The sequence below is a fragment of the Flagellimonas sp. genome (assembly GCF_965222555.1).
Classification (GTDB): domain Bacteria; phylum Bacteroidota; class Bacteroidia; order Flavobacteriales; family Flavobacteriaceae; genus Flagellimonas.
On the sequence record NZ_CBDCUG010000005.1, the window covers coordinates 390,307 to 403,811 of the forward strand.

The following is a 13,505-nucleotide window of genomic DNA, read 5'->3' on the forward strand; positions in this document are numbered from 1 at the left end:
AAAAAAGACGGTTTAAAAACCGCCTTTTATACTTGTTAATACTTTACTAGAAGTTCCAAGACAGGTAACCATCCTTGAACACGTTATAGATATAATCTGCTTCAAAAAGTAAGATGAATATCAGATAACAAATCAAAAAGATCGGTGTCCAAACTATAGCCCTGCGCAAAGAGCTCTTCTCATCCCTTAAGTGCATAAAGTCCCAGGCAATGTAATAAGCCTTTACCAAGGTTAGGATGATAAAAATCCAATTCAAGAGTTTCATCCCAATAAAATAGGTCTTGGTCAGAAATTCTGGTTTGGTAATCCCAAGAGCTACCTCAACTGCAGTTACAATAGTTAGGAAAATCAATACACCCCAAATCTTTTGAATGTTTGACTTGAACTTTACAAGTCCTCTAAAAATTTCCAGTTTATGTTCGTGTGCCATTATATTATTATTGTTTGGATTCCTGCCTTCGCAGGAATGACATAAAATTTATACCAAATAGAAGAATGTGAATACAAAAACCCATACCAAATCTACAAAGTGCCAGTACAGTCCCACTTTCTCTACCATTTCATAATGTCCACGACGTTCGTAGGTCCCCAGAATGATATTGAAAAAGATAATGATATTGATTAACACCCCAGAGAATACGTGGAATCCGTGAAAACCTGTTATGAAAAAGAAAAAGTCGGCAAAAAGTCGGCTTCCATATTCATTTCGGATAAGGTTTGCCCCTTCTACAACCAGTGCCGCATCTTTAAGCTTGGCCAAGGATTCTGGACGAGACAATAAGGTCTTCTCTCCTTCTTCATTTATAGTCTCTGTACGAATCAAGATATTTGGTGTAGCCTTAAATCCTTCAATTACTTCATTCAACGAAAAGGAAGTTTTATACCCTTCTTTCTCAAACCAAACTCCTTCATTGCTTAAATGCTTAACCCTATCTTCAGGTAAGGTTTTGGAGAAATCGGCCAAAGCGGCACGCTGTCCAGTGTCCGCATTCACAAACTGAAGTATTCTACCTCCCTTGGTTTCTACAGCTCCATAATCCCCTTTAATGAAAGTTGCCCATTCCCAAGCTTGGGAACCCACAAATATTGCACCTCCAATAATGGTAAGGAACATGTACATGATGACTTTTTTCTGCATCATCTTATGCCCTGCGTCCACAGCCAATACCATGGTCACGGAAGACATAATCAAAATAAAGGTCATAAAAGCCACATAATACATGGGATAGTTACCATGGAAAAAAGGAACGTGTGTAAACACCTCATCGGCAATTGGCCAAGTTTCAATAAACTTAAACCTAGAAAAGCCATAAGACACCAAGAACCCAGAGAAGGTCAAGGCATCCGAGACAATAAAAAACCACATCATCATTTTTCCATAGCTAGCATTTAGGGGTTTATTTCCACCTCCCCAAACACTTTCTTCTGTACCGGTAGTCACCGTTGTATTCATAAAAAAGGTCGTTTTAATAAAACTTTCACAAAAATACACCTTTTGATGTATTGAAAAAGACAAAGTTTAATGAAAACTTTCTCTTCAAAAATTTATTTCACGAAATACATAAATAGTATTAAATACACCCAAAGAAAATCCAAGAAATGCCAAAAAGTAGCACCCAATTCAAGACCTAAAGTATTTCCGGGCATGTATTTTCTTCTAAGTTGTTGTACCAAAACCACTAAAAGTGAAATTAACCCTGCTACCACGTGAACAATATGTACCGCCGCAATCAAAAAAACGTAGGACATTTTTATGCTACTGGTAGGGCCGGTAAAATAATATCCATTGTCCAACATTTGTGAAAATCCCTTGAATTGTAAAATGATAAAGGAAATTCCCAAAACCAAAGTCACCAACAAAAAGATACTTCCCTGTTTTTGATTGTCCTTTTTGACAGCCAGTTTTGCCATGAAATAGGTCAAGCTGCTTAAAACAATTATGGCCGTACTCACAAAAAATGCTTGCGGAAGTTCCAAGTCGCTGATCCAATCTTCTCGCTTGCTACTAACAATGTAAGCACTTGTCCAACCTGCAAAGCCCATGATCAAGCTCACAATACCGAACCAGAGCATCATTTTCTTTGCGCGCTTGTTCTTCTCTTCAATATCTATCTGGGTCAAATCCATCTTTTTATCAACTAATAAATTTATCTACAACATATACTATTTGAATCAACGAAATATAGGTGACACTGGCCAACATCAATTTTCTTGCGGATGGGTTGTCCCGTCTTTCATATAATTTAAATCCAAAAAAGAGCATTACCAGTCCTGCCAACAATACAATAATTGCCGCTGGAATGGATAAATGCAATCTTCCCGTGAAACCAAAAGCAGGCATTACCGAAATCACAATCATCCAAATGGTATAAAGTATAATCTGAAATGCAGTTCCTGTATCTTTTTTTCCGGTTGGCAACATTTTAAACCCGCCCTTTTTATAGTCTTCGTCCAACATCCACCCCAAGGCCCAAAAATGTGGGAACTGCCAAAAAAACTGAATCATGAACAAAGTCCCTGGTTCTATTCCAAAATCGTTGGTTGCAGCAACCCAACCTAACATAAATGGTATGGCTCCGGGAAAAGCCCCAACAAATACGGAAAGTGGTGTTTTTGTTTTTAATGGTGTATAGACGCTAGTGTACAGAAATATGGAAATAGCCCCAAACATAGCTGTTTTTGGACTCAATATGTATAGCGAGATCACCCCTAAAATGGTCAGTATAATGGCAATGGCCATTGCAGTACCTACCGACATCCTTCCAGATGGGATTGGACGATTTTTGGTACGGTTCATCAAGGCGTCCAAATCCTTTTCAATCACCTGATTGAAAGCATTGGAAGCTCCCACCATGCAATATCCACCAAAACCTAGTAATAATAGAGATCCTAACTCAATTTGGGAAGCACCCAAAAAATAACCGGCAATGGATGAAAAAACCACACTAACGGCCAATTTGGCTTTGGTGATTTCCTTAAAATCTGTAAAAATCAAGGACAAGGATGTACTTTTTACGGAACCTACAGCAGATTTCATCCACATTTATATTGGCTGGCAAAGATAATGCCGTCATATTTCTTTTCCAACCTATTGAAGGTCTTTATGTTATTTTTGAACAAACGATACGTCTTACATTACATCAACTTATAAAACCGATACCATGCGTTTCACTATTATTTTTGCCCTTCTATTCGTCACTTTTGTCCAAGGCCAAGATCGGGAAGTAACCATATCCATAGACACATTATCCCAAAAAGTGTATATGCTTACAGGAAGGGGTGGCAACATTGGAATTTATGTAGGGGAAAACAATGTATTTATGGTCGATGACCAATTTGCCCCTTTGAGCCATAAAATAAAAGCAGCCATAAAAACATTGACCAACAAACCCATTACCTATCTGGTGAATACGCACATGCACGGTGACCACACTGGAGGAAATGTAAACTTTAACACGGAGGCAACTACCTTAGTGGCTCAAGATAATGTTAGAAAACGCTTGGTACAAAAGGGTCTTGCCAATGTGAAAGCCAATAAACTGAGCCAGCAAGATTATGAAAAGACGCTCCCTGAGATAACTTATTCAGAGGACCTTACTTTTTATGACGTTGACGAGATCATAATGGCATTTCATGTGCATAATGCCCATACCGATGGAGACACTATGATTTATTTTGTCAACGAAAATGTGTTGCATATGGGAGACACCTACTTTTCTGGGCGTTATCCCTATATTGATATAAATAGCGGAGGAAGCATCGATGGATATATTGCGGCCCATAAAAAAGCATTGATGGTGATTGATGAAAACACCAAAATAATCCCTGGGCATGGAAGGCCATCCAAAAAGAGTGAATTGGAAACCTATGTTGCCATGCTTGAAGATATTAGGGCAACCGTACAACAAGAGGTTACGGACGGAAAATCTTTGGAAGCTGTAAAAAGCAATTCAGCTTTACTTGCTAAATATGATGCCACACATGGCAACGGCTATATAAATCCCGAAAAAATGCGGGAACAGGTGTACAAGAGTTTGATTAAGAAATAGCTTCCTCTCCATTTCAAGGTTTTTTTGAGGTTTTGATTTTCTCACTTGCCCATTGATTGTATTTTGACACAATCGCCCCCTCATATTTGATTAAAACTCCCCTAAAGCATCCTACTAACAGCATCTTTTTCCATTAAAGGAAATCAGTAATAGTATTCGGGAAAAATCTGCAATAGAAAAGGCGTGGCGCGCATCTATTTTTGCTCAAAACAAGTTATTAACCTTAAACATTTAATTATGGAAACTACAATACAAGAGCAAGAATTGTTGACAAAAGCTAACGAAGTGACCAATCTACTGGCCGAAGGAAAATTTATTGAAGCCATGGAAAATTATCTGGCGGATGATGTGCAACTTTTTGAAGGCAACAATGCAGCTAAGGTAGGGAAGGAATTTTGCCTTGCAGAAGAGCAAAAATTATTGGAGACGGTAACAGCCTTTCATGGCTACAAAGTTGTCAATGGTCCTGCCGTAAAGGGAGACACCACTTTCTATGAGGCGGTGATGGAATTTGATACCAATGACGGAACAAAACACCGATTTGAGCAGGTTGTTAGAACACGGTGGAAAGATGGAAAAATCATAAACGAGCGTTATTATCACGCCTAAAAGATGTCGGCGAACCGCCTAAAATAAAAAAGCCCTAGCTTTTCAACTAGGGCTTTTTCTATTCCTACCTCAGCAGGAATCAAAAATATTTTTATTGCAACTTAAAGGTAATTGGAATACTAAAAGGTACCTTTACTGCTCTACCCCTTTGCTTTCCAGGAGTCATTTTTGGAAGTTTTTGGATAATACGCAATGCTTCTTTTTCCAAATTTTTGTCCGGTCCACGCATTCTAATGTTTCCTATACTTCCATCTTTCTGGATTACGAAAATTACGTTAACCCTTCCTTGAACACCCATCTCTTGGGCAATCTCTGGGTAACGGAAGTTTTTACGAATGTGCTTTTGCATCATTTCTTGGAAACATGCTTTTTTGTTACTGGATTTTTCACAACCAGGGAATACAGGCACATCTTCAATTACGGCAAATGGAACTGAAATATCCTCTTCCACTTCCTCAACTTCTACTTCCTCAACTTCCATAACCTCTTCTTCTTGGCTGGTCTCAGTTGATTCTATAACAGTTTCCTCTACCTCTTCCTCATCTTCAACAACCTCTATAACTTCTGGTGCAGCTGGTGGCGGTGGTGGCGGTGGAGTCTTGATCTGCTCTGTCATGGGCACTTCCTCATCCAACTGATCTTCAACGTTCATTGAAATATCATAATCATTGGATTTATCATATTTTTTCCACTCCATAGCTCCATAAACCAACCCCAAAACAGCGGCCAACCCTATAACAAAATAGAGCGAACTGTTTTTTCCTACATCTGCTTTTGGATTCTTTTTTAGTTCCATCGTTTTGATTTTAGTGTTTGCTAATTTAATTATTAATTGGTTAAATAAACAATTAAAATTTCCATTTTAACGGCCTTTCTTTAGAAAAATACCATTTAATTAGGCTAACCCCTACAATTGCCCCAAAAGTATTTGCCAGGACATCTCCAAATTCGGCCATACGATCAGTGGTCAATGTGTACTGAAGTACCTCAATAAGCATACCATAAAAAATGGCAACAAAAACCATTAAATTAATGGTCTTGTTCAATCCCAAACTTCCTTTGGTACGTTCCCGTAAAAACAGACATCCCAAGATGGCAAATATGGTATAGAAAAAAAAGTGGGTGACTTTGTCGGCATATGGAATATTCAATTTTCCCGCATCCAAATCCAATCCCGAAAATGAAAATAAGCTGAGCGTTGTAATGAACAACACCCAGCTTATAAACAATACTGTATATATATAGTTCTTAAGCACCAATCAATGCCTTGTACTCTTCATCACTCATTAACCCTTCCACTTCAGAAGTATCACTCATCTTAATTTTAATCATCCAACCTTCACCGTAGGGGTCTGTATTTACCTTCTCGGGCTCATCTTCCAAAACCTCATTGAATTCGATAATCTCTCCACTCAAAGGCAAAAACAAATCAGAAACTGTTTTTACCGCTTCAACGGTGCCAAACACTTCTTCTTTATCCAAGGTTTCATCCAAAGTCTCCACCTCTACATATACGATATCCCCCAACTCACCTTGGGCAAAATCCGTAATTCCAACTGTAGCCACATCGCCATCAATCTTAATCCATTCGTGGTCCTTTGTGTATTTTAGTTCTGCTGGTATGTTCATAGTTGTTTCTTGTTTTAGTACGATGACAAATGTAACGGATCACATTTTGCTTTTCAAGCAAATTTTACAAGAAAATTGTTCGCTACAAAAAACAATATACTATGCTCTTTCTGTGGAATTAATTCCCAAAATTATACCTAATGGTAAACCCTGCATTGATAGTAGTTTGCGGAAAAGCTGTTGATACGGCAAACTGGGAAAATGAATGGTCATAAAAGAAAAGTGCATTTAAACTTTTGCTCAAGGCATAGTCCGCAGTAAACTTGACCGACATTAATTTTTGGCCCGAAGTAATTTGATTGTTATCAATATCAAGATTTCGGATAATGGTTATATTATCCCGAAGGGATACATCCGCTTTCAGGTTTAAGTCTCCTTTCAATCTGGTTTTTTGTCCCCCAATATTGGTCACAAACTTCACATCTTTAAAACGATACCCCAATCCCAACGTATATTCCTTTCCATTGATCTCAGTAAGTAGATTGTTGTCAAAACTTAATGACAAGGTTCTATCCGTACGTACCTCGGCCAAAAAGCTAAAAGAGTTTTTCATCTCAAAATCCACACGCATCAAAGGATTGAACTCATCATTTAGCACCACATTATTAATGATATTCTCCGGAAGGAAATCTCCATTCTCAGTATTTATTGGTGGCAAGTTTTCATTAATCAGCTGTTGTCTCGCTAAGTTCGTTTGAAAAGAATTGATGCTGTAAGCGGCACGGTACCCATGACTCAACGAAAAACGTTTGAATTTCTTTTTAAACCATCTGTTTTTCATCAACCCGGTATACTTAATCGTCCAGTTGGGAATAGGTATCTCACGAAAAGCATCCAAGTTGACCCTGTTTACATCTTGTCCTGTATATGCAGCAAAGAAGGCAGGCAATAATACATCTTGTTGGGTCTTTCCGTAACGCTCCGGGAATCCATCCTCATCCAAGGTTCCAGGATTCTGCCCTCTGTCCGAAACCAATCTGTTAGCAATGGTAATCCTATTTTCTTTAAATTTTTCAAAGGTCTCAGAATCAAATTCGTCGCTTTTACTAAAAACAGTCCCTATCATTAAGGTGGAGATACTAAAATTACCAAAAGTGTTACCTAATAAATTTTCATACTCAAATTGGCCATTGCCCAAGTCATTTACCTGGAAATTCTCTTGGTAGTTGTTCACCAGTAGACGGTCAGCTGTAAAATCAATGGTCAAATCTTGCGTAGGTTGTGCTGTGGCAGTAATGTTCAACTGTTTTGTTGAATTCTGCATGTATTGCGAATTGAATTCGGGGAATGTCGTCAACCAACCATTTCTTGCCGCTTCAAAGCGTACATCCGCCTGACTTCCAAGAACGAACCCGAAACTTGGACGGGTAGTTCCAATAAAACCAATGGATTGGGTATATCCCGGCAGTACCTTACCACTGTTCTCACTATAGGTCACGTTAACCCGCTTTACCATGGTCACAATATCAACCAAAGTATTGAATGCTTTGCTGGTCTTTTTTGGTGATTTTTGGTCCTCAGTTCCCGAAGCCGGGTTACCAGCTTTATCTCGACGTACCTGAACTTGATTTGCCGTAACCTTGCCATCCCGTTTTTTCAACCCTAAAAAGTCATAAAAACGCTGCATGGTCAAATTTGCCGTCAAATTATGCGTGCTGGCATTTTGAACCGTATTTATATTCTCACCTGCAACCTCGTTCAAAGCATCTCCCCCACGTTGCCAATCAAAATTACTCGTATAGGTGTAATCGGCATCAACAAAATTCAAAAAAGGAAATTTATCAAAGGGCAGTTTATAGTTAAGTTGCATTTGTTGTGCATGCCTGTTGGGCTCACCTACATCAAAAAAACCATCCCAAAGATCCAACGTTTGGTCAATTCCTGAATCAGGATCATCGTCCACATTAAAATAGTTGCGCACAATATTATTGTTTGACGCCGTTAGATTCAAGCGCAAAGATTTGGTAATGCTATAATTTAACGCATATTGCCAATTGAACAGGTAATTGCGCTGTTGCAACAATGGTAGTTCCAAAGCATCCACTCCGGGCTCCAACACATCCCTAAATCTTTGCTGATTAAACGATCTGTTGTAATTGGCATTTACGGACAAGCTTGTAGGCAACACATTAAAATTAAGTTCCTTAAGCCATTGCCAGTACTTACTCATAAAGAGCGAATCCTTTTTAGCAAATGGTGCAACGGGTGCGGGCTTAAAATTGTGGTTATACACAAATCCTGTGGTCACATTTTGGTCCTTTAAATCTGCCACTTCAAAATCACGATGGTTGGTTTCGTTGTACGAATAGTTAAAGGTAAAGTTCTCAATATCGAAGAAGTTCTCCTTAGCTTCTTCTCCCCTGTCCTTTCTAACCCCAATAAGATTTATGCTTGTTCTTTTGGTATAATCCTCTGCTTGTTTCTTAATGGTCTCGGCATCTTCAGGAGTTGCAGCTGCAGCAATACGATCATCCAGTTTCAAATCATCATAAACAGGATCAAATTCTGGGGTAATCAGACTTTCCGAAATTCCATAGTTGAACGGAATCTGGATTCCCCATTTTTTTGGAAGCAATTGACCAACGTTGACATTGGTGACCACATCATAGGAAATAGCATCTTCTCGCGATCGTTCATTGGGCATTTGATCAATGGAACCAAAACCGGATGTACTCCTACTTCCTGTAGCGGTTACATTGGCAAAATCGGCCATATTTGCATCCAAAGCAGCAATTGCCGCCCAACCACCATTATTGTCCAAGCCCGCCAAGCGAAGCTCATTGAACCAAACTTCCCCTCTTGCAGGCAGGTCATCAATGTTCTTGACCCCCACCATCATACCACGAATACTTCCCAAAGACGGGTTTCCGCGAATACCTATGCGCAATCTCCCCAATGTTCTTGGAGAAAATTCATCAACTGGCACCGCTTCGCCATCTACAATTTCATAATAATTGATTTGGTTCAGCGTCTGCTCTGCTATTCCTTTGGATTTTACTTTGTTCAAATCGCTCAAAGCAATATCTATCTGGTTTACATCAGGCCAAATTTCATCTGGTGAAGTAACATTGAATGAAGTGAACTGCAAGGGCAATTCTATTTGGTAAAAGTTCTCTGAAAAATCGGTTCCAATTCTAAGGAAACCAACCAATGGGGTATCACTATCGGAATAATCACCGTTCATGATTTTTTCCGCATGCATGAACATTTTAATGCGCTCGTACTGTCGCACATCAATATTCACATTTTTGAACACTCCACGGGCATCTTGGGATTCCAAATTCTCGACTACAAAGGAAAGTGATTGCTCATTCTGCCTAATAATGGTATTGTTGTTATTGAGTTGTTCCCTAATTACCCCTGGAGGCAATACATAGGGAATAGGTTGTCTTCCAAAGTTTTCCTCAATATTTACTGTGTTTACATCCGTTACTGTGCCATCGTCGGATGGGTCATTATCCACATCGGGCTGCAAGGAATTGGTGTAGGTTCTCCAATCTCCCCTTACCAAATCCAAAGTTGCAAAACGAAGTACTACGTCATCCGAAAATCCGGTCAAATACATCCGCATAAAACTTATGGAACGGAAATCTGTTATTCCACCAACGGCATCTGTAAAATCACTCAACGGAATTTTGTATTGAATCCACCTTCTGTTCAACTGAGAACCATTGGGAAGCGTTGGAGTAAGTCCTTCACGAATATCGGTCACATATTGGTCATCAATAGTGGTATTGGGTTTAATCTGAATGCGATACTCGTAATAGCTATTGACCGTATTCATGGTCAAATCCCTATCAATATCCTCAACATCAGGCAAAGTGGTGGATCCCCTATTGGTATTGCTTACCGCTACCGGCGAGTTGCCATCAGGGTTGTTGAAATCCTGATAACGTTCCAAAATACTTCCCTCCCTATTTAGATAGTATTGGTAATTATCCAATGCAGGGTCTTCAGCTGGACCATTATAAATTGTTTGTTCATCGGCATCAGCTAGACCGTCCAATCCAACATCTTGCAAAGTTCTGTTCCCTTCATCCGCATCAAAGGCATAAACCAGGGATTGTGTTGAAGGCACTTGTCCCCATATTGTTGGTCTTGGCGTTTCATTATTTGTACTTGCCGGCAAACCGTTTTCATATTGCTTGCGACCGTCCCTTAATATATCTTCCGAGATATTACCCAGATTCAATACTAATTCTCCCGCATTTGCACCGTTTGTTTGTCCATCTACATAGGGGTCCAATACCCAAAATTGTACAAACTCCACGTTGGATTGCTCAAAATTGGTACTGCTCAAGGGACGCATGATTCCGGCCCATTTATCTTCTGGAGTTTCCGTAGCAAAACTTGGGTTTGCGTTGTAAGGTCCTTTTTGGTTGGGATAATAGACCATATCCAAGGTTCCCTGAACCTGCGTTTGGCCCTGTGCAATATCCGTTTCGGTAAACACCTCATTAATAAACACCCTACGGGTGGTATTCAATGAGACATCATTATCCGATAATCCTGATGGCCTTTGATTGGTATAAAAAATAGGGTCTATGGTATACCAAGCCATCTTAGCCCGTTCATAACCCACACTTATATCCGACCTGTCATCCAAAAATTCAACCGGTGGACTAGCCAAAGACCATCCCAAAGATGAACGGATATCAATTAAAGCTTGCGCTCCCTCAAAATCATCCAAATAGGTGGTAGTCTCTCCTTGAAAATCTGCATTTTTGGGTGAATTTGGCTTCAAAAAGGCCACTTCTCCCCGCAAAGACAGGTTAGAAGGTACATCCGTATCTATGTTTGGAAGCTTGTTCGCCAATCTTGTCAAAAAAGGAATCTCCGTACTAAAATTACCGTTTAGTCCAAAAATGGTATTGTTTACAGGCTCAACCCCAAAGTTTGATTTTTGGGTTAGTGGTCTTTCGTTCAAGTTTAACAAAGTTCCTCCCAACACGAAGTTTTCATTGAACTTATGCTCTACATTTACCCCAGTAAATCTTCTTGTTTGCTGCCCAAAAACAGCATTGTTTTCCACCGAAATATTAATGGGAGTGTTTGATGCCACCAAACTAGGGTCCAAAATCTGTACCGTCCCTGCTTGATAGTTTACGGTATAATCTATTCCTTCCTGCAATTGTCTTCCTCCTGCCGTTACCCTAACCGACCCTCTTGGTACATTGAATGCCCCAATTGGAATACCATTGTTTCCCTGCGATTTATAACGCCCTTTTATCTGAAAGCGGTTTTTTTCCGCATCTTGTAAAGAAGCTGCCTTGGTCTTGGCGTACATATTTCGGAATACATAACGCTGCTGATTGACGTTGTATCCTGCATCATTTTCCACATCATAGGTTCCACCTCCCAATTGATCAAAAAGGAATTTACCAAAAGGCTCTACTTTGGTAAAAATGATTCGTCCAGACTGTGTGTCCACTGTGATTCCGGGAACATAATCAAAGAAACCATCCCCCCCGGGCTGTACGTCATTGTAAATATTTAAGCGGTCGAGATTAAAAACATCTATCAGAATGCGTTCTTCCAATCCTGTAGGCCAACCTGCATTGGGATCAACAGGAGTTATATAGTTTCTAGGGGTAGGATCGGAGTAAAGTATATTTAGTTTGAAATCTTCCTGACTCAGCTGGAATGCGCCTGTGGCATAAATATTTTTCATCATCAAATCCCAAATGGGATCTTCCACATTGGTAATGTTGCTTTTAAGTAGCTTCAATATCAATGTGTTATTTTCAATGATTGGGTTGACACCTCCCGAAACCGTGGTTGCATCAACTCCGCCATTGGCAAATTCTCCTACTTGAAAAACCTCTCCGTTGACCGTGTATTGGAATGCGACACCCAAGACTTCATCGTTGCTTAATCGTTGATTCAGGGAAATATACCCTAATTGGGAATCGAACTGGTAATCTCTAGTTGGCTCCAATTTTCTGGCATTTTCAAGAATGGCATAATCAAAGCCTTGGTTAGCAGTATAGCCAGGAATGTTAAAACCCTGTTCCACCGTGGCAATATCCCTAATGGACTGGGTAAGTGCTCCAGTTCCAATTTGACTAGGATCAAAGTCGTTGGCCCCATTTTGCGGAAATCCAGTGGCTATCGCCGAAGCATCGAAAAATCCAGCGGGAGCTCCACCATTTATTCCAATTCTAGTTTTGTTTTCCAAAGCCTCTCCCAAATCCTGAATGGCCACCACGTTCCTTACGTTCAAGGTCTGCTGGTTACGGTTGGTAACCCAGACTTCCAGTCTGGTTATTTGAACTTGACTTTGTATGAATGGGTAATTTGTCAGGGCTCTGTCATAATTGTCCCTAAAATACTGGGCCAAGAAAAAGTGTTTGTCCTCATCATAATCCAAAGCGGTCAATGCAAATTCATTAAGGGTACCTCCCCCCTGTGCCACAACGGTATTGTTTTGGGAACGCTGTTCTGAAAACACAGCAGTCACCGTTGTTTTTCCGAACTGCAGTTGTGTCTTTACACCAAAAAGGCTTTGTGCCCCAGTAATAAGGGAGCTGTTCAATGGCATATTTACATTACCAATTTCAATTTTTCTAAGAATATCATCCTCAGTAGGGGTATAATCCAACTTCACCAAATTCTGAAAATCAAAGGTGGCCTCGGTGTCGTAATTCGCTGTAACCTGAAGTCGTTCACCCACCTTTCCCAATAAGCTCAAGCTTATTCGTTGGTCAAAATCAAAAGACAGGTTGGTTCTGTTTCTGGGCGAGAGTGCAGGATTATCATTTTTTTGCCATAAAACCCCCAAGTCCATGGCTACAGAACCTTGCGGAATCACCTCTATGGTGTTTCCACCAAAAATGGATTCGAAAAAGCTACTGTTCACATAAAAATTGGGCAACAAATTCTTTCTTGCTTCTTCACTACCGGCCTTTTTTCCGGTAAAAGCATCTATCTTCTCCTTAAAATAGGATTTCATCTGTTCCTTGCGGACGAGTTCAAAATATTGCTCTGGGGTAAGGACAACGGGATAGTTGATATCGAAATCACCAACACTTTCGTGTATAGATATATCTATCCAATTCAGCGTCATAGGTATATTTGGCAATGATGCTATCGGGGTTCTCCAATATCAATTTCCCAAGCGCAACTCCTGTTTTCACAGAATCTTGAACTTGCTCATTGGTTTCTTGGCCCATTGAGCGTGGTGGCCATCAGAAAGCATATAAAAAAGAAAAAATGCTT

9 protein-coding genes and 1 pseudogene are annotated in these 13,505 nt (G+C 39.9%); 2 read left to right on the forward strand and 8 right to left on the reverse strand.

Annotated elements, in window-relative coordinates:
* Positions 1-46 precede the first annotated feature (46 nt).
* The 4 genes from ACOQO1_RS10295 to cyoE form a co-directional block, all read right to left on the reverse strand.
* Complete coding sequence (locus ACOQO1_RS10295; protein ID WP_420602792.1) at positions 47-430, reverse strand: cytochrome C oxidase subunit IV family protein; 384 nt, start codon at positions 428-430, stop codon at positions 47-49.
* 48 nt (positions 431-478) lie between these two features.
* Positions 479-1,453, reverse strand: coding sequence for a cytochrome c oxidase subunit 3 (locus ACOQO1_RS10300; protein WP_420602793.1), 975 nt, complete (start codon positions 1,451-1,453; stop codon positions 479-481).
* 92 nt (positions 1,454-1,545) lie between these two features.
* Positions 1,546-2,127, reverse strand: coding sequence for a cytochrome c oxidase subunit 3 (locus ACOQO1_RS10305; RefSeq protein ID WP_420602794.1), 582 nt, complete (start codon positions 2,125-2,127; stop codon positions 1,546-1,548).
* 7 nt (positions 2,128-2,134) lie between these two features.
* Positions 2,135-3,037, reverse strand: coding sequence for a heme o synthase (cyoE, locus tag ACOQO1_RS10310; protein ID WP_420602795.1), 903 nt, complete (start codon positions 3,035-3,037; stop codon positions 2,135-2,137).
* A 124-nt stretch (positions 3,038-3,161) separates the two neighbouring features.
* Here cyoE and ACOQO1_RS10315 point away from each other — a divergent pair, with 124 nt between their 5' ends.
* Complete coding sequence (locus tag ACOQO1_RS10315) at positions 3,162-4,049, forward strand: MBL fold metallo-hydrolase (protein ID WP_420602796.1); 888 nt, start codon at positions 3,162-3,164, stop codon at positions 4,047-4,049.
* 237 nt (positions 4,050-4,286) lie between these two features.
* The gene (locus ACOQO1_RS10320) at positions 4,287-4,658 is read left to right on the forward strand and encodes a SnoaL-like domain-containing protein (protein ID WP_420602797.1); all 372 of its coding nucleotides are present in this window, start codon (positions 4,287-4,289) and stop codon (positions 4,656-4,658) included.
* A gap of 91 nt (positions 4,659-4,749) precedes the next feature.
* Here ACOQO1_RS10320 and ACOQO1_RS10325 read toward each other — a convergent pair whose 3' ends face one another.
* The 4 genes and pseudogenes from ACOQO1_RS10325 to sprA form a co-directional block, all read right to left on the reverse strand.
* Positions 4,750-5,454 (reverse strand): energy transducer TonB, encoded by a 705-nt coding sequence (locus ACOQO1_RS10325; RefSeq protein ID WP_420602798.1) that lies wholly within the window; start codon positions 5,452-5,454, stop codon positions 4,750-4,752.
* A gap of 52 nt (positions 5,455-5,506) precedes the next feature.
* A complete protein-coding gene (locus tag ACOQO1_RS10330; protein WP_420602799.1) occupies positions 5,507-5,914 on the reverse strand; it encodes a VanZ family protein in 408 nt (135 codons plus the stop codon).
* A complete protein-coding gene (gcvH, locus tag ACOQO1_RS10335; protein ID WP_420602800.1) occupies positions 5,907-6,287 on the reverse strand; it encodes a glycine cleavage system protein GcvH in 381 nt (126 codons plus the stop codon). Before gcvH ends, ACOQO1_RS10330 begins: the two co-directional genes overlap by 8 nt.
* Before the next feature lie 118 nt (positions 6,288-6,405).
* A pseudogene (sprA, locus tag ACOQO1_RS10340) lies at positions 6,406-13,475 on the reverse strand (cell surface protein SprA).
* Positions 13,476-13,505 lie beyond the last annotated feature (30 nt).

Bases quoted from the DNA above. Each gene is read 5' to 3' on its own strand.
- ACOQO1_RS10295 (WP_420602792.1), bottom strand. From the start codon at position 430: ATGGCACACGAACATAAACTGGAAATTTTTAGAGGACTTGTAAAGTTC.
- ACOQO1_RS10300 (WP_420602793.1), bottom strand. From the start codon at position 1,453: ATGAATACAACGGTGACTACCGGTACAGAAGAAAGTGTTTGGGGAGGT.
- ACOQO1_RS10305 (WP_420602794.1), bottom strand. From the start codon at position 2,127: ATGGATTTGACCCAGATAGATATTGAAGAGAAGAACAAGCGCGCAAAG.
- cyoE (WP_420602795.1), bottom strand. From the start codon at position 3,037: ATGAAATCTGCTGTAGGTTCCGTAAAAAGTACATCCTTGTCCTTGATT.
- ACOQO1_RS10315 (WP_420602796.1), top strand. From the start codon at position 3,162: ATGCGTTTCACTATTATTTTTGCCCTTCTATTCGTCACTTTTGTCCAA.
- ACOQO1_RS10320 (WP_420602797.1), top strand. From the start codon at position 4,287: ATGGAAACTACAATACAAGAGCAAGAATTGTTGACAAAAGCTAACGAA.
- ACOQO1_RS10325 (WP_420602798.1), bottom strand. From the start codon at position 5,454: ATGGAACTAAAAAAGAATCCAAAAGCAGATGTAGGAAAAAACAGTTCG.
- gcvH (WP_420602800.1), bottom strand. From the start codon at position 6,287: ATGAACATACCAGCAGAACTAAAATACACAAAGGACCACGAATGGATT.